Here is a 24,527-nt window from a genome sequence, read left to right as displayed (position 1 = left end):
GGTATGGTTAATGAGATCGTCAGTATAACGTTAGCGGCGTCACGGTCCAACCTATCTCCAACGCTAAGGCAGAGATCGCCCCAGCTTCGTGTTATAATCCCCGCAATTGTGTCGCCGCGGCGGCCTGTCTTTACGTTGAGCATGAGACGATGTTTGAAAATTTAACCGATCGATTGTCGCGCACACTGCGCAATATCAGCGGCCGTGGGCGGCTGACCGAAGAGAACATTAAAGATACGTTGCGCGAAGTGCGCATGGCATTGCTGGAAGCGGACGTCGCGCTGCCGGTAGTGCGTGACTTCATCAACCGCGTCAAAGAGAGCGCGGTAGGGCATGAAGTCAACAAGAGCCTGACGCCGGGGCAAGAGTTCGTCAAGATCGTCAAAAACGAACTGATTGCCGCTATGGGTGAGGTTAACACCGAACTGAATCTGGCGGCTCAACCGCCAGCCGTGGTGTTGATGGCGGGTTTGCAAGGTGCCGGTAAAACGACCAGTGTTGCTAAGCTCGGCAAGTTTTTAAAAGAAAAACAGAAGAAAAAAGTGTTGGTGGTTTCAGCTGACGTTTATCGCCCAGCGGCGATTAAACAGTTGGAAACGCTAGCTGAAGGGGTTGGTATCGACTTCTTCCCGTCTGATGTGCAAGAAAAACCGATCGACATTGTTAACCGTGCGCTGCAACAGGCCAAGCTGAAATTTTACGACGTTCTGATCGTCGATACCGCCGGCCGTTTGCACGTTGACGAAGCGATGATGGATGAAATCAAGCAGGTTCACGCGGCTATCAAGCCAGTTGAAACTCTGTTTGTAGTCGATGCCATGACCGGTCAGGATGCGGCGAATACCGCCAAGGCGTTTAACGAAGCGTTGCCACTGACGGGTGTGGTACTGACCAAAGTTGACGGTGATGCTCGTGGCGGTGCCGCATTATCCATTCGCCATATCACTGGCAAACCGATCAAATTCCTTGGTGTAGGTGAGAAAACCGACGCGCTGGAACCATTCCACCCGGATCGCGTCGCTTCGCGTATTCTCGGCATGGGCGATATGCTGTCGCTGATCGAAGATATCGAAAGCAAAGTTGACCGCGAACAAGCGGAAAAGCTGGCGAACAAGCTGAAGAAGGGCGATGGTTTCGATCTGACTGACTTCCTCGATCAATTGAAACAGATGCGCAACATGGGCGGTATGGCGAGCATGTTGAGCAAGTTGCCGGGCGCAGGTCAGTTGCCGGATAACGTGAAATCGCAGATGGACGATAAAGTGCTGGTGCGTATGGAGGCGATCATCAACTCGATGACGCTCAAAGAGCGCGCTAAGCCAGAAATCATCAAAGGTTCCCGTAAACGTCGTATCGCGATGGGGTCGGGCATGCAGGTGCAAGATGTTAACCGTCTGTTAAAGCAATTCGACGATATGCAACGCATGATGAAAAAGATGAAGAAAGGCGGCATGGCGAAAATGATGCGTGGCATGAAAGGTATGATGCCACCGGGGTTCCCAGGCCGTTAAATCGTATTGAGATTATCGATATGAATACGATAACCGATTTACCGTTCGCGGTGAAAACCGCCCGAAAATAGTGTGGCTGCAAAAACTAATCCTGTGTGAACGACGCTTTAGATTGCTTTTTGCGCCAAAATGAGTAAAATTTTCGGGCTTTTTATATTGCAACCGGGCCCCGTCCCTCAATGGGGCCCGGCTGTTTTATTAACTAAAGAGGATGTTATGGTAACAATTCGTTTGGCTCGTGGCGGCGCTAAAAAGCGTCCGTTCTATCAAGTAGTAGTGACCGATAGCCGCAATGCACGTGATGGTCGTTTCATCGAGCGTGTTGGCTTCTTCAACCCGATCGCATCTGGTCAGGCTGAAGCACTGCGTATGGATCTGGATCGTATCGAACATTGGGTCGGTCTGGGTGCAACAGTTTCTGATCGCGTTTCTGCGCTGATCAAAGAAGCTAAGAAAGCAGCTTAATCTGTCGCGGTGGTGGCAATGAGCAAGCAACTCAAACCGGTAGCACCGATCGCGCCGATTATACTCGGTAAAATGGGGTCTACTTATGGCATTCGTGGTTGGCTCAGAGTGTTTTCATCCACCGAAAACGCTGAAAGCATTTTTGACTATCAGCCGTGGTTAATCCAAAAGGCGGGTCAATGGCAGTTTGTCGAGCTGGAAGGCTGGAAACGCCATGGTCAGGACATGATCATCAAAGTCAAAGACGTTGACGATCGTGATGCCGCGAATCTGCTAACCAATTGCGAAATTGTTGTAGATTCAGAGCAATTGCCTCCGTTGGAAGGTGATGATTATTACTGGAAAGACCTTATGGGTTGCCAGGTAGTCACTACTTCCGGCTACGAACTGGGTAAAGTCATCGATATGATGGAAACCGGTTCTAACGACGTTATGGTCGTGCGGGCGAACCTGAAAGATGCATTCGGTATGAAGGAGCGGTTGGTGCCGTTTCTTCATGGGCAGGTTATCAAGAAAGTCGATCTCGCTGCCAAGGTAATCGAGGCAGAGTGGGATCCTGGTTTTTGACCTCCGTATCAAACGGTCGAAGTCAGTGGAATAACAACATGGGGATTGGCTGGTGTTCATTGGTATTGTAAGCCTGTTTCCTGAGATGTTCCGCGCCATCACCGATTACGGGGTGACTAGCCGGGCAGTAAAAAATGGCCTGCTGAGCGTGCAGTGTTGGAGTCCTCGTGACTTCACCTACGACCGGCATCGTACCGTGGACGATCGCCCTTATGGCGGCGGCCCGGGAATGTTGATGATGGTGCAACCCTTGCGGGAAGCCATTCATGCAGCGAAAGCAGCGGCAGGCGAGGGAGCAAAGGTGATTTATCTGTCACCTCAGGGGCGCAAGCTGGATCAAACCGGCGTTAGCGAACTGGCGACCAATCAGAAGATGATTCTGGTGTGTGGTCGCTACGAAGGGATCGATGAGCGCGTGATCCAAACCGAAATTGATGAAGAATGGTCAATCGGCGATTACGTACTCAGCGGCGGGGAACTGCCAGCAATGGTCTTGATTGATTCAGTCGCTCGTTTTATACCGGGTGTTCTGGGGCATCAGGCGTCAGCAGAAGAAGATTCTTTTGTCGATGGATTGCTGGACTGCCCGCATTATACCCGGCCTGAGGTGTTGGAAGGGATGGAAGTACCGCCAGTTTTACTGTCGGGTAACCATGCCGAGATACGTCGCTGGCGCTTAAAGCAGTCGCTGGGCCGTACCTGGCTTAGAAGACCTGAACTTCTAGAAAGCCTAGCTCTGACTGACGAGCAAGAGGTGTTACTGGCTGAGTTCCAACGGGAACATCAGGCCGAGTAACAGGACTATGAAGGCAACGCCTGCGGGCGCAGCCGATATATCAGTTTACCTAGGGTAAGAGACATATTATGAGCAACATTATTAAGCAACTTGAACAAGAGCAGATGAAGCAAGACGTACCTGCATTCCGTCCGGGTGATTCCGTGGAAGTTAAGGTATGGGTCGTTGAAGGTAGCAAAAAACGTCTGCAGGCATTCGAGGGCGTGGTTATCGCTATCCGTAACCGCGGTCTGCACTCTGCATTCACTGTTCGTAAGATTTCCAACGGCGAAGGTGTTGAGCGTGTATTCCAGACTCACTCCCCAGTAATCGACAGCATTACTGTTAAGCGTCGTGGTGCCGTTCGTCAAGCTAAACTGTACTACCTGCGTGAGCGTACTGGTAAGTCTGCTCGTATCAAAGAGCGTCTGAACCGCGTTAACTAAGGTTACATCCAAAAGTTAATAGTGATAAGGGGTTAGCATTTGCTAACCCCTTTTTTATCGTGCGTTTTACCTTGTGTCACTTCCGGCTTTATTTTCATAGGCAATTATGTCTTTGGTGCCGTTGTGATGCGTTTTAGCCACTTTCTGGTCATCAATACTCCTCTTTCATCTACCCACTTTATCTTCATCAGATCTCTCTAGGCGTTATTTCATATCATCTGTATTAACTAATTTATCTAAATCAATAAATTAAACTTATTTCTCTTCGATAAAAAATCATTATTCTGCGATGAATATCACAAACCGTTAACGTAGAAATGTGAAGGGCATCAATTCGTAAGGTCAAGGAGAGCCTATTATGTGTAGGCTAGAATTACTTACTTTACGGCTAGCTTCGTATACTGACGACAACCAGAGACAATGTGGCCTCAGAAGGTCAAATGAGAACGGCTAAAAAGCTACTCACCATTGTTACTGGTTAATGACTAACGTGGGTCTTTTGAACATCAAAGGTGTTGGGTATGGAAAAGAAAAAAATCTATCTGTTTTGCTCTGCCGGTATGTCGACTTCACTGCTGGTTTCCAAAATGAAAGCACAAGCAGAAAAATATGAAGTACCAGTCATTATTGAAGCTCACCCAGAAGGTTTGGCTGCAGAGAAAGGTGCTGAGGCAGATGTGCTGTTGTTGGGGCCACAAATTGCTTATAAGCATGAAGAAATTCAGAAGTTGTTCCCAAGCAAACCGGTAGAAGTGATTGATTCCCTTCTGTACGGCAAAGTCGATGGTTTAGGTGTGCTGCAAGCTGCCGTGGCCGCTATCAAAAAAGCGCAAGCAGAAGCAAAATAATAAGGGGAGTACGCCGTGAGTACACTTATCGCTTCACTGGAAAAAGTCATTTTGCCGGTCGCTGTTAAAATCGGTAAACAACCGCATATTAACGCCATCAAAAACGGGTTTATTCGGCTGATGCCATTAACTCTGACGGGCGCCATGTTTGTTTTGATTAACAACGTTTTTCTGAGTTTCGGTGAAGGATCGTTCTTCTTTTCCATGGGTGTGAGACTGGATGAGTCTACCATTACCATGCTCAATGGATGGAAGGCGGTCGGTGGTAACGTGTATAACGGTACCCTAGGGATAATGTCGTTGATGACGCCGTTCTTTATCGGTATGGCGTTGGCGGAAGAGAAGAAGGTTGATCCTATAGCCGCGGGGCTATTGTCGATTGCGGCATTTATGACGGTCACTCCATTCAGCGTAGGCGAAGCCTATGCGGTAGGAGCCAACTGGTTAGGCGGCGCCAATGTTATTTCGGGCATCCTGATTGGTTTGGCTGTGGCTGAAGTATTTACTTTTATTGTTCGACGCAATTGGGTTATCCGCTTACCTGACAGTGTACCGGCTTCGGTATCACGCTCATTCTCAGCGTTGATCCCAGGTTTTATCATTCTTTCCATCATGGGTATCCTTTCCTATTTCTTGACCCAGTATGGCACCAACTTCCACCAGATCATCATGGACACCATCTCGGCACCGTTGTCGAAAATGGGTAGCGTGGTGGGCTGGGTGTACGTGATGTTCTCATCACTGCTGTGGTTCTTCGGTGTGCATGGTTCAATGGCACTGGCGGGATTAGAAAATGGTGTGATGACGCCGTTTGCTTTGGAAAACGTAGCGCTTTATACCCAGTATGGTTCGGTTGCGGCGGCAGAAGCCGCAGGTAAGCAGTTCCACATGTGGGCGAAACCACTGGTTGACTCCTATATCTATCTGGGTGGTACGGGGGCGACTCTGGGCTTGATCATCGCTATCTTTATCGGTTCACGTCGCGAGGATTATCGTCAGGTTGCGAAATTGGCAACCCCTCCAGGTATTTTCCAGATTAACGAACCCCTCCTGTTTGGTCTGCCAGTGATTATGAACCCGGTGATGTTTATTCCATTCATCATGGTTCAGCCGGTATTGGCGACGATTACCACTATTGCGTATCACACGGGCTTTATTCCACCGATTACCAACATTGCACCTTGGACCATGCCGGTAGGGCTTGGCGCCTTCTTTAATACTAACGGCAGCATCGCGGCACTGTGTCTCAGCTTGTTTAACTTGTGTATTGCCACCTTGATTTATCTACCGTTTGTCGCGATTTCCAACAAAGCGCAAAGCGAAATCGATAAGGCTGTTGCTGAAGAACAAAGCGAAGAAGATATTGCGAATAGTTTGAAATTTTAAGGTTTAAATCCGTAGGGCAGTTATGACTTGGGAGTCACTCAGATGAAATATCAATTTCCCGATGATTTTTGGTGGGGAAGCGCCACTTCGGCAACGCAGTCAGAAGGTGCCGCATCGCGGGACGGTAAGAGTCAGAATATTTTCGATTACTGGTTTGATATAGCGCCTGAGCGCTTCCACGGCCAGATTGGCCCTGCGAATACCTCAACATTTTACGATAACTATCAGCAAGATATTCTGCTGTTGAAAAAATTAGGGCATAACACATTTAGGACGTCGATTTCTTGGTCACGTTTGATTCCAAGCGGTGATGGTGCGATAAACCCTAAAGCCGTCGAGTTTTACAATAACGTCATTGATACCCTGCTAGCGCAGGGTATTACCCCATTCATCAACCTTTACCACTTCGATATGCCGATGTGTATGCAGGAGAAAGGAGGATGGGAAAATCGCGCAGTAGTCGATGCTTATGCTCGCTATGCCAAAATCTGCTTTGAGTTATTTGGCGATCGAGTTCAGCATTGGTTTACCTTTAATGAGCCGATCGTGCCGGTTGAAGCTGGGTATCTGGCGGATTTCCATTACCCCTGTGTAGTGGATTTCAAACGTGCAGTCACGGTGGCTTACCACAGTGTGCTGGCTCATGCCAAAGCGGTGAAAGCATATCGGGAGCTTAATCAAAAGGGAGAGATTGGCATTATTCTCAACCTGAGCCCGACGTACCCGCGTTCTAACTCGCAAGAAGATCTCGAAGCCTCACACATAGCGGATCTATTGTTGAACCGTAGTTTCCTCGATCCCGTCACCAAGGGTGTTTATCCCGATGATCTGATCGCATTATTACGTCAGCATGATCTTTTACCTCAATGCGAAGCGGGCGATGCTGAATTGATCGTCGTAGGTAGAGTCGATTTGTTAGGGGTGAATTACTACCAACCACGGCGGATCAAGGCTAAAGAAACCGTATCTGATTCGGTGAAGACACCGGAAGATCTATTCAGTTTCTATGAAATGCCGGGTAGAAAAGTGAATCCTCATCGTGGTTGGGAAATCTATGAAAAAGGGGTGTATGACATCCTGACCGACCTGCGGGAAAACTACGCCAATATCCCCTGCTATATTTCAGAAAATGGTATGGGAGTCGAAGGGGAAGAGAAGTTTTTAAACCCTGTTGGCATGATTGAGGATGATTACCGCATTGATTTCATGCGTGATCATTTACGTTATGTTCATCAGGCTTTGCAGGAGGGGAGCAACTGTAAAGGCTACCACTTATGGACCTTTATCGATTGCTGGTCGTGGTTGAACTCCTATAAAAACCGTTACGGATTGGTCCGGTTAAATCTTGCTGATCAATCCCGCATGTTGAAGAAAAGTGGTTACTGGTTTGCCAAAACGGCAAAGCAACATGGTTTTGATGAGTAGTGAAAGGGTGAACGGAATGGAAATCAGAGTCGTTCGTGAAAAAGAGCTGTTTAATGGCAAAAAATTCCATCTGTTCATTTATAACAAGACGGAGAGCGCTACGGGTTTACATCAGCATGATTACTATGAGTACACTCTGATCTTGACCGGGATGTGCTATCAGGAAATTAACGGCAAGCGCATCTTTTTGGAACGTGGGGATTTCGTATTTATCCCCATAGGTTCTCATCACCAGAGTTTCTATGAGTTTGGCGCGACGCGGATCTTGAACGTCGGCGTCAGCAAAGCGTTTTTCGAGAAGCATTTTCAGCACATGCTTGCGCAAGGGATGGTGGCTTCACAATCCTATCGGCTGAAAAAGAATTTCCTTTCTTACATTGAAACGGCTATCTCGGCACCTCATTTCGAAGAAGATGAGATGACCGAATTGTTGGAACTACTGACGTTTTATGTCACTAACCGAATCAATCATCACAAAGAAAGCGAAACCAATGATGATATACCTCAATGGTTGAAGACCACCGTCGACAAAATGCATGACAAATCGATGTTTGGTGAAAAAGCGTTGGTTAATATGGTGCAGCTTTCCGGTAAAACGCAGGAATACCTCACTCGCGCGACTCAACGCTATTACCAAAAAACACCGATGCAGATTATCAATGAAATCCGTATCAACTTTGCTAAAACCCAGCTTGAAGTTACCGACTGTCTGGTTTCTGACATCGCTTTTGACGCGGGTTACAGCGACACCACGCTGTTTATCAAAAACTTCAAAAAGCTCACCTCGTTTACGCCAGGGAGTTATCGCAAAAAGTTCTACCGCGTAGCGGAGAGTCTGTCTCATTAACCTTTTGTCGGTGAAGGAGTTGTCAATGGAAAAACTGTTGATCGTAAACGCAGATGATTTTGGCCTGAGTAAAGGGCAAAACTACGGCATTATTGAAGCGTTTCGACATGGCGTCGTTTCTTCGACTACCGCTATGGTGAACTGTGAATATATTCACCATGCGGCAGAACTGAGCCGTCAGTACCCTGATTTATCCATAGGCCTGCACTTTGTGCTGACCTATGGTCGTCCATTAAGCGCGATGCCTAATTTGGTGGATGAAAATGGTCATTTGGGTAAATGGCTATGGCAGCGTGCGGAGGAAAATACGCTGGATCTTGAAGAAATCGCCCATGAGCTAATATGCCAATTTGATCACTTTGTTGAAATATTTGGCCGTCCGCCAAGCCATATCGATAGTCATCATCATGTACATATGTTGCCGCAGATTTATCCGTTGGTAGAAACTTTCGCCAATGAGAAAAATTTACCTTTGCGCATCGATCGTGAAGAAGTGAAGAGACACAATATTCAGATCAACCATCCGCGCAGCACTGCTTGGTTAGATTGCGGTTTTTATGGTGAGGCAGTTTCAAAACAACAGTTCTTACAGTTGTTAAGTAACGCCGACCAGCGTGGTGATAGTTCTCTGGAGATCATGTGTCATCCGGCGTTTATCGACAATATCTTACTCACTAGCAGTTATTGTTATCCGCGAGCCATGGAGGTGGAGGTGTTAACCCAACCGAGTTTGAAAGCGGAAATTCTGGCGCGCGGTTATCGTCTTGGTGGTTTTGGGGAGCTATAATCCAATCACTCCCTTCTATGTATTATTTCTCCTGACTATAACGCTGTTGCAGTCCTTCGTTTGCTTTGCTTTGGGGGCAGCGGCGCAGGAGTATTCCCTTCCGGCTTTACAATCACCCGCGCCACAGACTCATGAGTTGCAAAGGTGCAACTGCAATTAATATTTTGACATTGGTGATAGCGTTCTTTCGTCGCATCACTCAGATAGCGGCTGGAACGAGTATGGGCCACGCTACCGCACAGTGGACAGTTCATCATACGAAGACTCCTTCTCATGGATTGAAAGAAACCGGTGTTAGCGCTTTTTGCTACACCAATTAACTGTATATACATACAGTATTAAGCAATTTGCTAAATACGTCAATCATGAAAAGATCATTTTTAGTGAAGCTATTATTTTTCTGAAAGATAAATGAAAAAGCCCACCGAAGTGGGCTTAGAGCAGAAGTGAGGGGATTACAGACCGTAGACCAAAGTGACTGATGTTGTGGTATCGGTATTTTTTGGTGCGGAGGATGGGGGTTCGCTGTTGTAAACCACGGTGTAAGCCAGTCGCAATGAGAACTGTTTGTTGATGGCGACGTTTAGCGCGGTTTCAGAGTTCAGTGTGATGTCTTCGTTCGCCAGCGCTGAAAAGCCTTCGGTGAATCGGGTGCTTTCGCTGATCTGATATGAATAGTTGGCAGCACCATAAGCGAGTGCTCTGGTGGTTTGTCCGCCATCACGATACTCGTCGTGGCGTACGCCTGGACCGAATTCGACACGTAAATCATGCGGCGGGTTGCTCAGTAATTGACGACCATAACCGCCAGTTACGGTGGTACGGGAGTCGTAACCCGCGAAGCGATCGTTGAGCCAACTAGCCTGACCAAACAGATAGTTACGATCGGTCAAGTTGTAGCGGCTACGGCCACCTGCCTGATATTTCTCTGACGAACGCACATCAGAAGACGTGGTATTGGTGGCAGAACCCCATAAGCTATAAGCGCTTTCGGTGTTGAACCAGGTCAGGGACGTGTTGGCCAACAGGGTTGAGCTTTCCGAGTTACCGGATTGCGCGTTATAACCTGCCTGAACGTTACCTTCGAAAGGTTTTTTGGCAGTAGCAGGGTCGTCCATAGCGGTGAAGAGCGTATTGTCGGCAAAGGCTGGAGCACTGGTGAAAGCAGTTAAGCAGCTAATCAGCGAAATAGCGCGGCGAGCGCGTAAAGAGAGCATTTTGGTTCCGTTTGAAATAGTAGTGATAAGTGATAACGGTCACATTATAGCGATTCGTCTCAGTGACAAAAACAGCACTGTTAGCTTAAGTTTTTAACTTTTTGACATTGCTTATTCACTTTTCTTCTACTATTTACAATTCGATTGAGCGGTAACGACAGTCTGTTACCGCTTCTGAGTACATTATAGGAAGGTTGTCACCAGCAGATAACCGGTGATGCAGGAACTCAGAACACCGATCAGACCCGGGATGATGAAACTGTGGTTGATAATAAACTTCCCGATGCGCGTGGTGCCGGAGCGATCAAACCCGATACAGGCCAGATCGCTCGGATAGGTTGGCAACACAAAATAGCCATAAGCCGCAGGGAAAAAGGCCAACAGCATTTTCGGATCGACACCTAACTGCAAACCCATTGGTGCAATCGCGGCTAATGCGGCTGCTTGGCTGTTCACCAATTTAGAAACCAGGAACAGTACGATGGCGTAGGTCCAAGGTTGGCTTTTTACTACATCTTCCAACAGCAGTTTTAAATCACCCATATGTGCTTGGAAGAAGGTATCACTCATCCAGGCCACGCCAAATACTGAGAAAATCGCCACCATTCCCGCTTTAAACACCGCACCATTGGCAATATCGCCGGGTTTGACTTTGCAACTCATCAAAATCACCGCGCCAGCAATCAGCATCATCATCTGAATCACTAGGTTCATCGACAGCGGTTTTAGCACGCCTTTAACTTCAAACGCCGGGCGCAATTCGGCAAATGCGCCCAACAGCACCACAATAGCGATTGCAGCAAAGAAAATGACGGTAGACCAGTAAGCCTGTTTAGGGAATTTCTGATTAAGCAGCGTTTCGGTACCGCCGTAGATATAGGCTCGTTGTTCTGGATCTTGGATTCTCGCTTGGAATTCTGGGTCTTTATCCAGATCTTTACCACGACGCAGGCTCCATAATGCAGCCATCAGTACGCCAACCAGTGAAGCTGGAATAGATACCGCCAGAATTTCCACCAGAGTGTAAGCCTTGCCGATACCGTGTCCGGCGGCAATGATCGAAACCAACGAGACTACCGCGACTGAAACTGGGGATGCAGTAATCGCCATTTGAGAAGCCACGGATGCGACAGCCATTGGGCGTTCGGGACGGATACCTTTCTTAATGGCGATATCACCGATGATGGGGAACATAGTGTAAACCACGTGCCCAGTACCGCACAGGAAAGTGAGTGTCCAAGTAGTTAATGGGGCGAGTAGCGTGATGTGTTGTGGGTGTCGGCGCAACAGACGCTCTGCATATTGCATCATCACGTTCAGACCGCCAGCAGTTTGTAGCACCGAAGCACAACCTATTACCGCTAGAATCGTCAACATGACGTCTACCGGTGGTTTACCGGGTTCCAAACCAAAAATAAAGCACAGTAAAAACAAACCAATGCCGCTAATTAAGCCCAATCCCATCCCACCGTAGCGGGTGCCAACTAATAGGCAGAGGATAATAATGGCAAATTCCAGAGTAATCATGTGGACCCCTTGAGTGAAATAAAAAAACTGTTACTCATCAACCAATAGTGCAGGTGAGTTGGTACCTGTCTGCGCAGGTTAACCAAAAGGAGTTATGAGTCATTGACGACAATAATTAGGTATTTGGCGCAGGATAACTGTGAGATTCCGCAATATTTATTCACTGATTTTTTTAAATTGCTGATAAAAGTTGAAATGAATATTGATTGAAAATTAATCTGGAATTGGTTGTATAAATAATGTTTTTAATTTGTTTAATTGGCTTGGAATATCGCTGCTAACAGCGGTAGAGATATTGCTTCTTTTTGTGTAAACAATATTTTACATTTCGTATGGTGTGACCTTATGGTGTACATCTTTTTACTTCCTTCGTTTAATTAGGTTTATTTTTTATTTTATTGTTATATAACAATTAGTTGAATTGTATTTCACTCGAAGTAAAATGCAGGTTTTTACACTGTAAAATGAGTGGTAACTTTTTATTTACACTTAATGGATTGAAAACTTTACATAGCATGGTAAGGTAGGAGCCTATAACGCTTAATGTTCGATCAACGCTCATGCTTTACAGCAAAACGACAGGAAATAGCATCATGCAAAAAGACGCGCTCAATAACGTACATATCAGTGCAGAACAGGTTCTGATCACCCCAGAAGAGCTGAAAAATCAGTTCCCGCTCAGTGCTAACGATGAAAGTGAAATCGCCATCGCGCGTAAAACCATCGCTAATATCTTGCAGGGCAAAGATCATCGCCTGCTGGTGGTCTGCGGACCTTGTTCTATCCACGATCCGGATGCGGCTCTGGATTACGCGCGTCATCTGAAGACGTTGGCGGCTGAATTGAGCGATCAGCTGTATATCGTTATGCGTGTCTATTTTGAAAAACCAAGAACGACTGTCGGCTGGAAAGGTTTGATTAACGATCCACACATGGACGGTTCGTTTGACGTTGAAGCAGGTTTGCATATCGCGCGTCGCCTGCTGCTAGATCTGGTTGGCATGGGGCTGCCGTTGGCAACAGAAGCGCTAGACCCGAACAGCCCTCAATACTTGGGCGATTTGTTTAGCTGGTCAGCGATTGGTGCGCGTACCACCGAATCGCAGACTCACCGTGAAATGGCGTCTGGCCTCTCAATGCCGGTTGGTTTTAAAAATGGCACCGACGGTAGTTTAGGTACGGCGATCAACGCCATGCGTGCTGCTTCAATGCCGCATCGCTTCGTAGGTATCAACCAAGCGGGGCAGGTGTGCTTGCTGCAAACACAGGGCAACCCTGATGGGCATGTAATCCTGCGTGGTGGCAAGACGCCAAACTACAGTGCGGATCACGTTGCTGAATGCGAAAAACAGATGCTTGACGCGGGACTCCACCCGTCCTTGATGATAGATTGCAGCCATGGCAACTCGAATAAAGATTACCGCCGTCAGCCGGCCGTTGCCGAGTCCGTCGTTGAGCAAATCAAAGCGGGTAACCGTTCTATCACCGGTATCATGTTGGAAAGCCATCTGCACGAAGGCAACCAGTCTTCTGAGCAACCACGTGCCAATATGCATTACGGCGTTTCTGTTACCGATGCTTGCATCAACTGGGAAAGCACCGAGACTCTGTTGCGTCAGATGCATCAAGAACTCGGCACCGTGCTGATGGCTCGCACTGGAGAGTAGTAAGTTATGGTGGCTGAACTGACCGCATTACGCGATCAAATTGATGAAGTAGATAAAGCCTTGCTGGATCTGCTGGCGAAACGTCTGCATTTGGTGGCGGAAGTCGGCGAGGTTAAAAGCCGCTACGGTTTACCGGTTTATGTTCCTGAGCGTGAGGCGGCAATGTTGGCCTCACGCCGTAAAGAAGCCGAAGGTCTTGGCGTTCCTCCTGATTTGATTGAAGACATCTTGCGCCGTGTGATGCGTGAGTCTTACACCAGTGAGAACGATAAAGGTTTTAAAACGCTACATCCTCAATTACGACCCGTTGTGATTATCGGTGGTAACGGGCAGATGGGGCGTTTATTCAACCGGATGCTGACACTGTCAGGCTATCAGGTGAAGGTGCTGGATCAAGAGGATTGGCCGCAAGCGGATAACTTACTGGCTGATGCCGGCATGGTCATTGTCAGCGTACCGATTCACGTCACCGAGCAGGTGATTGCTCGTTTGCCGAAATTACCAGACGACTGCATTCTGGTCGATTTGGCCTCGGTAAAAGATCGCCCATTACAAGCGATGTTGACGGCACACGCAGGCCCGGTTCTGGGGCTGCACCCAATGTTCGGTCCTGACGTAGGCAGCGTCGCCAAACAGGTGGTGGTTTATTGCGACGGTCGCCAACCAGAGGCTTATCAATGGTTGTTGGAGCAGTTGCAGGTGTGGGGCGCTCGTTTGCATTGCATCAGTGCGGTTGAACACGATCAAAACATGGCGTTCATCCAAGCGCTGCGTCACTTTGCGACTTTCGCCTACGGTTTGCACTTGGCAGAAGAAAATGTGCAGCTTGAGCAGTTGTTAGCGCTGTCCTCACCGATCTACCGGTTGGAACTGGCGATGGTCGGGCGGCTGTTTGCTCAAGATCCGCAGCTGTACGCCGATATTATTATGTCGTCGGAAGATAACATCGCGCTGATCAAACGTTATTACCAGCGCTTTGGCGAAGCCATAAAACTGCTAGAACAAGGGGATAAACAAGCCTTTATCCAGAGTTTCCAGAAAGTGGAACACTGGTTTGGCGATTATGCTCAGCGTTTCTTGGTGGAGAGCCGTTCACTGTTACGGCAAGCGAACGATAGCCGGCAATAATAAGATAGGGTTCGGTATGATACCGAACCCTTGCTTTTAGGCTGGATTAACGGGAACCACATTTTCACTTGGGTAACAGCCCAGCACCTTCAGCGAGCGAGTGATTGGCGCTAATGCTTTCAACGCTTTTTGCATCGCCTCCGAACGCAGGTTGGCCTGTACATCAATATAAAACATCTCTTCCCACGGATTTCCATTGATCGGTCTAGACTCCAGTTTGGTCATGATGATGCCGTTATCACGCAATACCAACAATGCTTCCACCAATGCACCAGACTGCTGACCTGTGGCCATAATTAGCGTGGTTTTCGCTGGCACTTGCTCTGAGACTTCAATGGCTTTACGCGCCAGAATGATAAAGCGAGTGATGTTCTGCTGTTGGTTCGCCAAATTGTGTTCCAACACTTGCAGCCCATATAGCGCGCCACCGGCTTCGCTACCCAGCGCAGCAACGCGTGGTGAGTTCAACTGAGCGACTTTCTCCATGGCTGCGGCGGTGCTTTCGCAGTATTCAATCTGCCAATGTGGGTAGCGATTGATGAACTGACTGCATTGCTGGAACGGTTGTGGATGACTGTAGACGGTTTCAATTTGGTTGAGATCAGTCTCCCCCGAAACTAATACGCAGTGATCGATAGGGAGAGTCAGCTCACCGACGATCGCTAGACTGGTGTGTTGCAGTAAATCATAAACGTCGTTGATCGAGCCGGAACTGGTGTTCTCGATCGGTAGAATTGCGTAATCCGCCTGACCGGTTTCCACTTGAGCAAAAATATCTTGGAATTTCTGACAACCGCACTCGATCAATTGATCAAAATGACGCGCTGCGTATTGGCGTGCGGCCAAGTGTGAATAAGAGCCTTTTGGCCCAAGGAAGGCAACGCGGGCAGAATGTTGACTGATTTGGTTGAGTTGGTGCTGCAACAGCGCCTGCTGCGTCAGTACCGAGTCTTCGATAATCAATTGGAATAGGCGGGTAATGTAGAAACCATCGAGGTCATAAGGCTTGGCTGCGCTAATGAGGGCGTTCAGCAGGTCGCGTTCACGTTCTTTATCGCGAATGGGACGGTGGGAGTGCAACTTGGTCTTGCCTACCTCTACCGCCAGCTCACGGCGCTCTGCTAGCAAGGCCAGCAGTTTCAGATCCAGTGCGCTAATGCGTTCGCGCAGCACGAGTAATGGGTTGTCAGTCATAATCAGCTCTTATTTAGAACCTATCCTAGTAGGCTATCTTACTTGCCATTTTGAACTTGGGCAGTACTCAAAATCCTCACGTACTGCGTGTACGCTCCGGTTTTTCCGTGCTGGCCGCGTTCAAACTGTCTGCGACGATAACGCCTACTGGAATAGGTTCTTGATTATCATAAAAAAGCCTCCTGTTTTCAGGAGGCTTTGCTGTTCGTCTTCGCATTCTTTATCACACGACGAAACGCCTCCCAATCAGGGGAAGGTAAAAAAGAATGCGAAGAAAAACGGGGTACGCTGCATTGATGGCTCTTTAATGGTGAAAAAACAGTTCTTAAAGTAACCGCTGGCTTTTCTTTCTGTCAATAAAAAACACTCACAAAAAACGCGCCCTCAGGCGCGTTTGATGCTGACAACCCTCTTGGGTTATTACTGTTCTGGTTCTATTGCCGGAACAAAATCTTTCACACAGCTAGAGGCGCGGCGTGCTTCACCTTTGTGTTGCACCTTATTGAGCTGTCGCTCCAGTTTGGCGATCAGGTCATTAACGGCAGTATACATATCTTCGTGTTTTGCGCTGGCAACCAGCGGGCCGTTAGGTGTGGTGATGGTGGCGTCAACCACGAAAGCTTTGGGTTCTTTGGATAAAACAATGTGCGGGTTAATCAACTGCGCCTGCCATTTATCCAGTTTGGTGAGACGGTCTTCGACGTGACTACGGATTGCGGGAGTGATGTCCATTTGTTTGCTGGTAATGTTCACTGTCATATAACTTACCTCTGTTGTCTTTCCGTCTTGGATGAATTCAGCATACCCCGCTTTGTGGTGAAATGTGTGATTTAAATCACGTATTTTTGTCACTTTTTGCAAAGTTAGTTCAATCTGTGATTCAACATCTGAATCGGTCATCTAGGGCTTGAGTCTTTGAGAATGATCGCGCATTATTGATGAGATCGATGGTGATGATATGAGTTTAACACCGTGTTTTTACTCGGGTATTTTTTACAAAATCTCACCATGAAAAACGGCAGCCAAGGCTGCCGTTTGATTTTTCTGCGCTGACACAAACCGTTATGCTGGGTTTGCGGCGATCACTTTGGCGACTTTGTCGGCCTGACCATTCAACTGCAGTTGTTTATACGCGTTTTCCATCATCGGCAACGCATCACGGGTCGCTTTGGTATCCGGGAATTCACGCATCATTTGATCGACACGATTAACTACCGCGACGTAAGCACCGCGTTTAGTGTAGTATTCCACCACTGAAAGTTCATACTTAGACAGACGATCTTTCAGGTATACCAAACGCTTTTGTGCGTCGGTGGTGTACTGGCTGTTCGGGAATTGCTGAATCAGCTGGTTGAAATCGCGAAAAGCAGCACGAGCGTGCTGAGGATCGCGGTCTGAACGATCAACCCCGAAGAAGCCCTGCAACGCACTGTCATCCAGCGCCATGTCAGTCAAACCACGCATGTACATCACATAATCGATGTTCGGGTGCGTTGGGTTTAGACGCATGAAGCGATCGATAGAGGCTTGCGCCAGTGGCAGATCGGCCGATTTATAGTAAGCATAAATCAGATCCAGCTGCACTTGCTGGGAGTAAGGCCCGAAAGGATAGCGGTTATCGAGCGCTTCGAGTTGCGTAATCGCGCCCTTAAAGTTACCGTCCTGCAGTTTTTGCTGGGCAGTCGCATAGATTTCCGAAGGCGGGCTGTCGGGAACCGTATCCTTGGAACTGGAGCAACCTGCCAGCACCAGGCTCAACGTGGCTGCTGCCACCAGATATTTCATACGCGTCATGACGTTTTGATTATCCTCAAGGGTGTTAATCCGGGAGACTGTCCGTTAAGCTCCCGGCCAAGATCCAGTTACAATAGCACATTATATAACGGCATCGCCGTGAAAACCCAACGTTAACGAAGAAGCTGCATATGGCACAACAAGTACAACTCACCGCAACGGTGGCCGAATCTCAACTCGGACAACGTTTAGATCAGGCTTTGGCCGAATTGTTCCCTGATTATTCCAGATCTCGCATAAAAGAATGGATTTTGGAAGATCGGGTACAGGTTAATGGCAAAATGGTAAACAAGCCAAAAGAGAAGGTGCTGGGAGGAGAAACGGTTGCCATTGATGCGCAAATTGAAGAAGACGCGCGTTGGGAACCGCAGGATATCGCATTAGATATCGTCTACGAAGATAGTGATATTTTGGTGATCAACAAACCTCGTGGCTTAGTAGTGCACCCAGGAGCCGGTAATCCAGATGGCACCGTGTTGAATGCATTGCTGCACTATTATCCTGAAATTGCTGATGTACCCCGCGCAGGTATCGTCCATCGTTTGGATAAAGATACGACGGGTTTGATGGTGGTGGCGAAAACCGTTCCTGCGCAAACTCGGCTGGTGGAAGCGCTACAAGAGCGTGAAATTACGCGTGAATATGAAGCAGTAGCGATCGGTACTATGACCGCAGGTGGTACAGTGGAACAACCTATTTCACGTCACTCGACCAAGCGCACTCATATGGCTGTACATCCGATGGGTAAACCTGCGGTGACGCATTATCGCATCATGGAGCATTTCCGTGCTCACACCCGTCTGCGTCTGCGCTTGGAAACAGGTCGTACCCACCAGATTCGTGTCCATATGGCTTATATCGATCACCCGTTGGTGGGTGATCAGCTATACGGCGGTCGTCCACGTTTACCTAAAGGGGCGTCGGAAGCCTTTATTAATGCGTTGCGCACTTTTGACCGTCAGGCATTACACGCCACCATGTTGCGCTTATACCACCCGATTAGCGGTATCCAAATGGAATGGCATGCACCAATCCCACAGGATATGGTCGATCTGATTAATGCGTTGAAAGCCGATACTGAAGAATTCAAAGACCAAATGGATTGGTAATGAGCGCATTCTTCTTGCCCGATTGGTTACTGCCTACAGGTGTCAAAGCCTGTAGCAGCACACGTAACGACGGTATCAGCTTGCCTCCGTATGACTCACTAAACCTCGGTGCACACGTCGGGGACGAGCTTTTGTCAGTCATGACCAACCGACAGCGGTTGGTGGAGTGTGCAGAATTACCGCAAATGCCCGTTTGGTTAGAACAGGTACACGGCACGCGCGTGTTGCGGCTCGATGGCAAAACACCACAGGATCTCCAAGCTGATGCGGTTTATAGCAATACCAAAGGGCAAGTTTGTGCGGTGATGACGGCGGATTGCTTGCCGGTGTTGTTCTGCTCCAAAGCTGGTGATGAAGTCGCTGCCGCTCATGCTGGTTGGCGTGGGTTGTGTCACGGGGTATTAGAGCAAACCGTCGCGGAGTTTGCTGCTCAACCGGCAAACATTAGTGTTTGGCTTGGTCCGGCAATCGGGCCACTCCAGTTTGAGGTTGGGGCGGAAGTACGGTCGGCGTTTATGGAAAATGACAGCTCTGCAGCTTTAGCCTTCACACCACACGACGATAAATTTCTGGCAGATATCACTCTTTTAGCTCGCCAACGGCTTCAACGCCTCGGAATTACAGAAATTTATGGCGGAAACCGTTGTACCGTTGGCGAAATGAGTCATTTTTTCTCCTATCGGCGTGATGGAGTCACCGGACGTATGGCAAGTTTGATCTGGCTGATATAACCTACGCCCCCAAGACGATCCATCGACGTGTAACGTTGTACTTATAATATAGTGGCGAGATAACCTTGAAAATTTGAGGGATGACCTCATTTAATCTCCAGTAGCAATTTTGTCCTATATTGGAGGTGTTATGCGTCTGGATCGTCTTACCAGTAAATTCCAGCTTGCCCTCGCCGATGCTCAGTCACTCGCACTTGGGCGCGACAATCAATTCATTGAACCGTTACATCTGATGAGCGCTTTGCTTAATCAGGATGGGGGCACGGTTCGTCCATTACTGACTTCTGCCGGGGTTGATGCCGGGCGCGTGCGCACCGAAATCGATCAGGCACTTTCTCGTCTGCCGCAAGTCGAAGGCACCGGTGGCGATGTGCAACCTTCTCATGAGTTGGTGCGCGTCCTGAACCTGTGCGACAAACTGGCGCAAAAGCGTGCAGACAAATTTATTTCTTCTGAACTATTCGTCTTGGCAGTGATGGAAGATCGCGGTGCGCTGACCGACCTGCTGAAAACGGCGGGAGCCACGGCGGATAAAATCGGTAAAGCCATTGAGCAAATGCGCGGCGGCGAAAGCGTCGATGATGCTGGCGCGGAAGATCAGCGTCAGGCATTGAAGAAATACACCATCGATCTCACCGAGCGTGCCGAACAGGGCAAACTTGACCCGGTAATTGGTCGTGATGAAGAAATTCGTCGCACTATCCAAGTATTGCAACGTCGTACCAAAAATAATCCAGTTCTGATTGGTGAACCCGGGGTGGGTAAAACCGCCATCGTGGAAGGTTTGGCGCAACGCATCATTAATGGTGAAGTGCCGGAAGGTTTGAAACACAAGCGTGTTTTGTCGCTCGATATGGGCGCGTTGATTGCCGGTGCTAAATATCGGGGCGAGTTTGAAGAACGTCTGAAAGGCGTGTTGAGTGACCTGTCCAAACAAGAAGGTAGCGTCATTCTGTTTATCGACGAATTGCACACCATGGTTGGCGCAGGTAAAGCTGATGGTGCAATGGATGCCGGTAACATGCTCAAGCCTGCGTTAGCTCGCGGTGAACTGCATTGCGTGGGGGCGACGACGCTGGATGAATATCGTCAGTATATAGAGAAGGATGCCGCGCTTGAGCGTCGCTTCCAGAAAGTCTACGTCGCTGAACCTAGCGTAGAAGATACCATCGCCATTCTGCGCGGCCTGAAAGAACGCTATGAGCTTCATCACCATGTACAAATTACCGATCCGGCGATAGTTGCCGCTGCAACTTTATCGCATCGCTATATCTCGGATCGTCAGTTACCGGATAAAGCTATCGATCTCATCGATGAAGCGGCTTCCAGCATCCGTATGCAGATGGACTCCAAACCAGAATCGTTGGATCGTCTGGAACGTCGGATCATTCAACTAAAACTGGAACAACAGGCGTTGAATAAAGAAGCCGACGATGCCAGTAAAAAACGTTTGGAGATGCTGAGTCAGGAACTGGAACAGAAAGAGCGCGAATACTCTGAGCTGGAAGAAGAGTGGAAGGCGGAGAAAGCTTCACTTTCCGGTACCCAGAATATTAAAGCCGAACTCGAACAGGCCAAGATCACGCTGGAGCAGGCGCGCCGTGTTGGCGATTTGGCGCGGATGTCTGAGCTGCAATACGGCAAAATTCCTGAGTTGGAGAAACAGCTTGCCGCTGCTACGCAAGCTGAAGGCAAAACCATGAAGCTGCTGCGTAACCGTGTGACCGACGCCGAGATTGCCGAAGTGTTGGCTCGCGCGACCGGTATCCCTGTTGCCAGAATGCTGGAAGGTGAGCGCGATAAGCTTCTACGTTTGGAACAAGAACTGCATTCAAGAGTGATTGGCCAGGATGAAGCGGTGAGCGCGGTATCCAACGCGATTCGTCGTAGCCGCGCTGGGTTATCTGACCCTAACCGACCAATCGGTTCGTTCTTGTTCTTGGGGCCAACTGGGGTCGGTAAAACTGAACTCTGTAAGGCGCTGGCTTCATTCTTGTTCGACAGTGATGATGCGATGGTGCGTATCGATATGTCCGAGTTTATGGAGAAACACTCCGTATCACGGCTGGTGGGGGCGCCTCCGGGTTATGTCGGCTATGAAGAAGGCGGCTATCTGACAGAAGCGGTACGTCGTAGACCTTATTCTGTCATCCTGCTGGATGAAGTGGAAAAGGCGCATCCGGATGTGTTCAACATTTTACTGCAGGTATTGGATGACGGACGTCTGACCGACGGTCAGGGGCGTACCGTTGATTTCCGTAATACCGTCGTCATCATGACTTCGAACTTGGGTTCTGATTTGATCCAAGAGCACTTTGGTCAGATGAACTACGCGCAGATGAAAGAATCGGTAATGGAAATGGTTGGGCATCACTTCCGCCCAGAGTTCATCAACCGCATTGATGAGGTTGTGGTGTTCCACCCACTCGGTCAGGCACACATTGCGGCGATTGCTAAAATCCAACTGGCGCGTCTGTATAAACGTCTGGAAGAGCGTGGTTATGAAGTCACCATCACTGAACCAGCGTTGGAGCTGTTGGGTAAAACTGGGTTCGATCCCGTTTACGGTGCGCGTCCGCTGAAGCGTGCTATCCAGCAAGAGATCGAAAACCCATTGGCGCAACAGATTTTGTCTGGAACCTTGTTGCCGGGTAAACCGGTCACTCTAGATGTAGAAAACGACCATATAGTGGCTAAACAGCCATAATTTTTGGTGATGATATGGAAGGGGAGCGCTGATTCGCTCCCTTTTCTTTTATCGGTTATGGGGTTTTTGTCACGTCAGTAGTCTGAAAAAAGCGCTTTATCGCCTATAAAATGTCCTAAAATGACTTTATTGAGTGTTTTTTGAACGCTTGAAAATTTTTTTGCAATTAGGGGTTGCGGCCTTCGGAGAACTCCCTATAATGCGCCTCCACTGACCGGGAACAACGGCTTCCAAGCCGCTCGGTAAGTCAGAGTTAAGCGAAACAAATGCTTGACTCTACGGGTGAAAAGCGTAGTATTCGCAGCCCGCGCCGATGACTTTGCTCGGCACTGCTCTTTAACAATTTATCAGACAATCTGTGTGGGCACTCACAAGATGATATCCAGATGCTTTCGAGCATCAACAAAATATCAAGTCTTGAAGAGTGACACATGAAGTAAAATTCATACAGTAACCTTTGAGCATCGCTTCACGAGTTGAAGCAAATCAAGCTTTTAATTGAAGAGTTTGATCATGGCTCAGATTGAACGCTGGCGGCAGGCCTAACACATGCAAGTCGAGCGGTAGCACAGAAGAGCTTGCTCTTCGGGTGACGAGCGGCGGACGGGTGAGTAATGTCTGGGAAACTGCCCGATGGAGGGGGATAACTACTGGAAACGGTAGCTAATACCGCATAACGTCTACGGACCAAAGTGGGGGACCTTAGGGCCTCACACCATCGGATGTGCCCAGATGGGATTAGCTAGTAGGTGGGGTAATGGCTCACCTAGGCGACGATCCCTAGCTGGTCTGAGAGGATGACCAGCCACACTGGAACTGAGACACGGTCCAGACTCCTACGGGAGGCAGCAGTGGGGAATATTGCACAATGGGCGCAAGCCTGATGCAGCCATGCCGCGTGTGTGAAGAAGGCCTTAGGGTTGTAAAGCACTTTCAGCGAGGAGGAAGGGTTGGATGTTAATAGCATTCAGCATTGACGTTACTCGCAGAAGAAGCACCGGCTAACTCCGTGCCAGCAGCCGCGGTAATACGGAGGGTGCAAGCGTTAATCGGAATTACTGGGCGTAAAGCGCACGCAGGCGGTTTGTTAAGTCAGATGTGAAATCCCCGCGCTTAACGTGGGAACTGCATTTGAAACTGGCAAGCTAGAGTCTTGTAGAGGGGGGTAGAATTCCAGGTGTAGCGGTGAAATGCGTAGAGATCTGGAGGAATACCGGTGGCGAAGGCGGCCCCCTGGACAAAGACTGACGCTCAGGTGCGAAAGCGTGGGGAGCAAACAGGATTAGATACCCTGGTAGTCCACGCTGTAAACGATGTCGATTTGGAGGTTGTGCCCTTGAGGCGTGGCTTCCGGAGCTAACGCGTTAAATCGACCGCCTGGGGAGTACGGCCGCAAGGTTAAAACTCAAATGAATTGACGGGGGCCCGCACAAGCGGTGGAGCATGTGGTTTAATTCGATGCAACGCGAAGAACCTTACCTACTCTTGACATCCACAGAAGGCTTTAGAGATAGAGCTGTGTCTTCGGAAACTGTGAGACAGGTGCTGCATGGCTGTCGTCAGCTCGTGTTGTGAAATGTTGGGTTAAGTCCCGCAACGAGCGCAACCCTTATCCTTTGTTGCCAGCGGTTCGGCCGGGAACTCAAAGGAGACTGCCAGTGATAAACTGGAGGAAGGTGGGGATGACGTCAAGTCATCATGGCCCTTACGAGTAGGGCTACACACGTGCTACAATGGCGTATACAAAGAGAAGCGAACTTGCGAGAGTAAGCGGACCTCATAAAGTACGTCGTAGTCCGGATTGGAGTCTGCAACTCGACTCCATGAAGTCGGAATCGCTAGTAATCGTAGATCAGAATGCTACGGTGAATACGTTCCCGGGCCTTGTACACACCGCCCGTCACACCATGGGAGTGGGTTGCAAAAGAAGTAGGTAGCTTAACCTTCGGGAGGGCGCTTACCACTTTGTGATTCATGACTGGGGTGAAGTCGTAACAAGGTAACCGTAGGGGAACCTGCGGTTGGATCACCTCCTTACCTAAAGATGTTTGACTGTGCAGTGTCCACACAGATTGTCTGATAGAAAAGTAACGAGCAAATGCGCACCTGTTGATGTACTGAGTCTGTGACTCATGCTGATACGAACCGATTAAGCAGTTTTGATTAATCGGATTTTCGTGTCCCCATCGTCTAGAGGCCTAGGACACTGCCCTTTCACGGCTGTAACAGGGGTTCGAATCCCCTTGGGGACGCCATTTCCGATAATGCGTGAAAGTCATTATCATTCAGTATCTCAAAACTGATTCTGTTGAAATACACAGGAGTCATGTTTGAGATATTTGCTCTTTAACAATCTGGAACAAGCTGAAAATTGAAACATGACGGCTGAAACTTAT

The 24,527-nt window shown here is 48.7% G+C and carries 22 protein-coding genes, 1 tRNA gene, 1 rRNA gene and 1 other annotated feature; of the genes, 17 read left to right on the top strand and 7 right to left on the bottom strand.

What is annotated here, in order from left to right; translation table 11 throughout:
- Positions 1–149 precede the first annotated feature (149 nt).
- The 10 genes from ffh to chbG all read left to right on the top strand — a co-directional run bounded on the left by ffh (position 150) and on the right by chbG (position 9,057).
- Complete coding sequence (gene ffh, locus AC3ISQ_RS17840; RefSeq protein WP_489348655.1) at positions 150–1,511, top strand: signal recognition particle protein; 1,362 nt, start codon at positions 150–152, stop codon at positions 1,509–1,511.
- 216 nt (positions 1,512–1,727) lie between these two features.
- Positions 1,728–1,976 (top strand): 30S ribosomal protein S16, encoded by a 249-nt coding sequence (gene rpsP / locus AC3ISQ_RS17835; RefSeq protein ID WP_489348653.1) that lies wholly within the window; start codon positions 1,728–1,730, stop codon positions 1,974–1,976.
- Between the two features lie 18 nt (positions 1,977–1,994).
- The gene (gene rimM, locus AC3ISQ_RS17830) at positions 1,995–2,543 is read left to right on the top strand and encodes a ribosome maturation factor RimM (protein ID WP_489348651.1); all 549 of its coding nucleotides are present in this window, start codon (positions 1,995–1,997) and stop codon (positions 2,541–2,543) included.
- Positions 2,544–2,595: 52 nt separating this feature from the next.
- Positions 2,596–3,339, top strand: coding sequence for a tRNA (guanosine(37)-N1)-methyltransferase TrmD (gene trmD, locus AC3ISQ_RS17825; protein WP_489348650.1), 744 nt, complete (start codon positions 2,596–2,598; stop codon positions 3,337–3,339).
- Between the two features lie 68 nt (positions 3,340–3,407).
- A complete protein-coding gene (gene rplS, locus AC3ISQ_RS17820; RefSeq protein ID WP_489348648.1) occupies positions 3,408–3,764 on the top strand; it encodes a 50S ribosomal protein L19 in 357 nt (118 codons plus the stop codon).
- Positions 3,765–4,285: 521 nt separating this feature from the next.
- Complete coding sequence (locus AC3ISQ_RS17815) at positions 4,286–4,612, top strand: PTS sugar transporter subunit IIB (RefSeq protein WP_489348646.1); 327 nt, start codon at positions 4,286–4,288, stop codon at positions 4,610–4,612.
- A 15-nt stretch (positions 4,613–4,627) separates the two neighbouring features.
- Positions 4,628–5,998 (top strand): PTS N,N'-diacetylchitobiose transporter subunit IIC, encoded by a 1,371-nt coding sequence (gene chbC / locus AC3ISQ_RS17810; RefSeq protein ID WP_489348645.1) that lies wholly within the window; start codon positions 4,628–4,630, stop codon positions 5,996–5,998.
- Positions 5,999–6,040: 42 nt separating this feature from the next.
- A complete protein-coding gene (locus tag AC3ISQ_RS17805) occupies positions 6,041–7,423 on the top strand; it encodes a glycoside hydrolase family 1 protein (RefSeq protein WP_489348643.1) in 1,383 nt (460 codons plus the stop codon).
- A 16-nt stretch (positions 7,424–7,439) separates the two neighbouring features.
- Positions 7,440–8,270 carry a transcriptional regulator ChbR gene (chbR, locus tag AC3ISQ_RS17800; protein WP_489348641.1) on the top strand — a complete coding sequence of 277 codons (831 nt, stop codon included), beginning with the start codon at positions 7,440–7,442 and terminating at the stop codon, positions 8,268–8,270.
- Between the two features lie 25 nt (positions 8,271–8,295).
- Positions 8,296–9,057 carry a chitin disaccharide deacetylase gene (gene chbG / locus AC3ISQ_RS17795; protein ID WP_489348639.1) on the top strand — a complete coding sequence of 254 codons (762 nt, stop codon included), beginning with the start codon at positions 8,296–8,298 and terminating at the stop codon, positions 9,055–9,057.
- Positions 9,058–9,092: 35 nt separating this feature from the next.
- Here the strand turns inward: chbG and AC3ISQ_RS17790 are convergent, their stop codons facing one another.
- From AC3ISQ_RS17790 to AC3ISQ_RS17780, 3 genes are all read right to left on the bottom strand, one after another.
- The gene (locus AC3ISQ_RS17790) at positions 9,093–9,314 is read right to left on the bottom strand and encodes an ogr/Delta-like zinc finger family protein (RefSeq protein WP_489348637.1); all 222 of its coding nucleotides are present in this window, start codon (positions 9,312–9,314) and stop codon (positions 9,093–9,095) included.
- Between the two features lie 198 nt (positions 9,315–9,512).
- Entirely contained in the window at positions 9,513–10,274 is a 762-nt protein-coding gene (locus AC3ISQ_RS17785; RefSeq protein WP_489348635.1) for a DUF481 domain-containing protein, read from the bottom strand.
- A gap of 183 nt (positions 10,275–10,457) precedes the next feature.
- Entirely contained in the window at positions 10,458–11,801 is a 1,344-nt protein-coding gene (locus AC3ISQ_RS17780; protein ID WP_489348634.1) for an anaerobic C4-dicarboxylate transporter, read from the bottom strand.
- A 593-nt stretch (positions 11,802–12,394) separates the two neighbouring features.
- On the opposite strand from AC3ISQ_RS17780, the gene AC3ISQ_RS17775 reads away from it, so the two are divergent.
- Entirely contained in the window at positions 12,395–13,468 is a 1,074-nt protein-coding gene (locus tag AC3ISQ_RS17775; protein WP_489348632.1) for a 3-deoxy-7-phosphoheptulonate synthase, read from the top strand.
- A 6-nt stretch (positions 13,469–13,474) separates the two neighbouring features.
- Positions 13,475–14,596 carry a bifunctional chorismate mutase/prephenate dehydrogenase gene (tyrA, locus tag AC3ISQ_RS17770; RefSeq protein ID WP_489348630.1) on the top strand — a complete coding sequence of 374 codons (1,122 nt, stop codon included), beginning with the start codon at positions 13,475–13,477 and terminating at the stop codon, positions 14,594–14,596.
- 36 nt (positions 14,597–14,632) lie between these two features.
- On the opposite strand, the gene pheA is transcribed toward tyrA, so the two are convergent.
- From pheA to bamD, 4 genes are all read right to left on the bottom strand, one after another.
- Positions 14,633–15,790 (bottom strand): bifunctional chorismate mutase/prephenate dehydratase, encoded by a 1,158-nt coding sequence (gene pheA, locus AC3ISQ_RS17765; RefSeq protein WP_489348628.1) that lies wholly within the window; start codon positions 15,788–15,790, stop codon positions 14,633–14,635.
- A 168-nt stretch (positions 15,791–15,958) separates the two neighbouring features.
- Positions 15,959–16,085, bottom strand: a sequence feature (Phe leader region).
- Positions 16,037–16,084: a pheA operon leader peptide PheL gene (gene pheL, locus AC3ISQ_RS17760; RefSeq protein ID WP_102024999.1), complete on the bottom strand. Its 48-nt coding sequence runs from the start codon at positions 16,082–16,084 to the stop codon at positions 16,037–16,039. (Overlaps the previous feature by 48 nt.)
- 125 nt (positions 16,086–16,210) lie before the next feature.
- Positions 16,211–16,549: a ribosome-associated translation inhibitor RaiA gene (gene raiA / locus AC3ISQ_RS17755; RefSeq protein ID WP_489348627.1), complete on the bottom strand. Its 339-nt coding sequence runs from the start codon at positions 16,547–16,549 to the stop codon at positions 16,211–16,213.
- Positions 16,550–16,852: 303 nt separating this feature from the next.
- Positions 16,853–17,584, bottom strand: coding sequence for an outer membrane protein assembly factor BamD (bamD, locus tag AC3ISQ_RS17750; RefSeq protein ID WP_489348625.1), 732 nt, complete (start codon positions 17,582–17,584; stop codon positions 16,853–16,855).
- 131 nt (positions 17,585–17,715) lie between these two features.
- Here bamD and rluD point away from each other — a divergent pair, with 131 nt between their 5' ends.
- From rluD to AC3ISQ_RS17725, 5 genes are all read left to right on the top strand, one after another.
- Positions 17,716–18,693 (top strand): 23S rRNA pseudouridine(1911/1915/1917) synthase RluD, encoded by a 978-nt coding sequence (gene rluD, locus AC3ISQ_RS17745; protein ID WP_489348623.1) that lies wholly within the window; start codon positions 17,716–17,718, stop codon positions 18,691–18,693.
- Complete coding sequence (yfiH, locus tag AC3ISQ_RS17740; protein ID WP_489348622.1) at positions 18,693–19,424, top strand: purine nucleoside phosphorylase YfiH; 732 nt, start codon at positions 18,693–18,695, stop codon at positions 19,422–19,424. The genes rluD and yfiH overlap by 1 nt, the downstream gene beginning before the upstream one ends.
- A gap of 130 nt (positions 19,425–19,554) precedes the next feature.
- A complete protein-coding gene (gene clpB / locus AC3ISQ_RS17735) occupies positions 19,555–22,131 on the top strand; it encodes an ATP-dependent chaperone ClpB (RefSeq protein WP_489348621.1) in 2,577 nt (858 codons plus the stop codon).
- A gap of 495 nt (positions 22,132–22,626) precedes the next feature.
- Positions 22,627–24,168 (top strand): 16S ribosomal RNA (locus AC3ISQ_RS17730).
- Between the two features lie 142 nt (positions 24,169–24,310).
- Positions 24,311–24,386 (top strand) — tRNA-Glu (locus AC3ISQ_RS17725).
- Positions 24,387–24,527 lie beyond the last annotated feature (141 nt).

The sequence above is a fragment of the Serratia sp. KH_031 genome (genome assembly GCF_057839655.1).
Note: the sequence above shows the minus strand (reverse complement) of the source record. Positions and strands in the feature narration are given on the sequence as shown.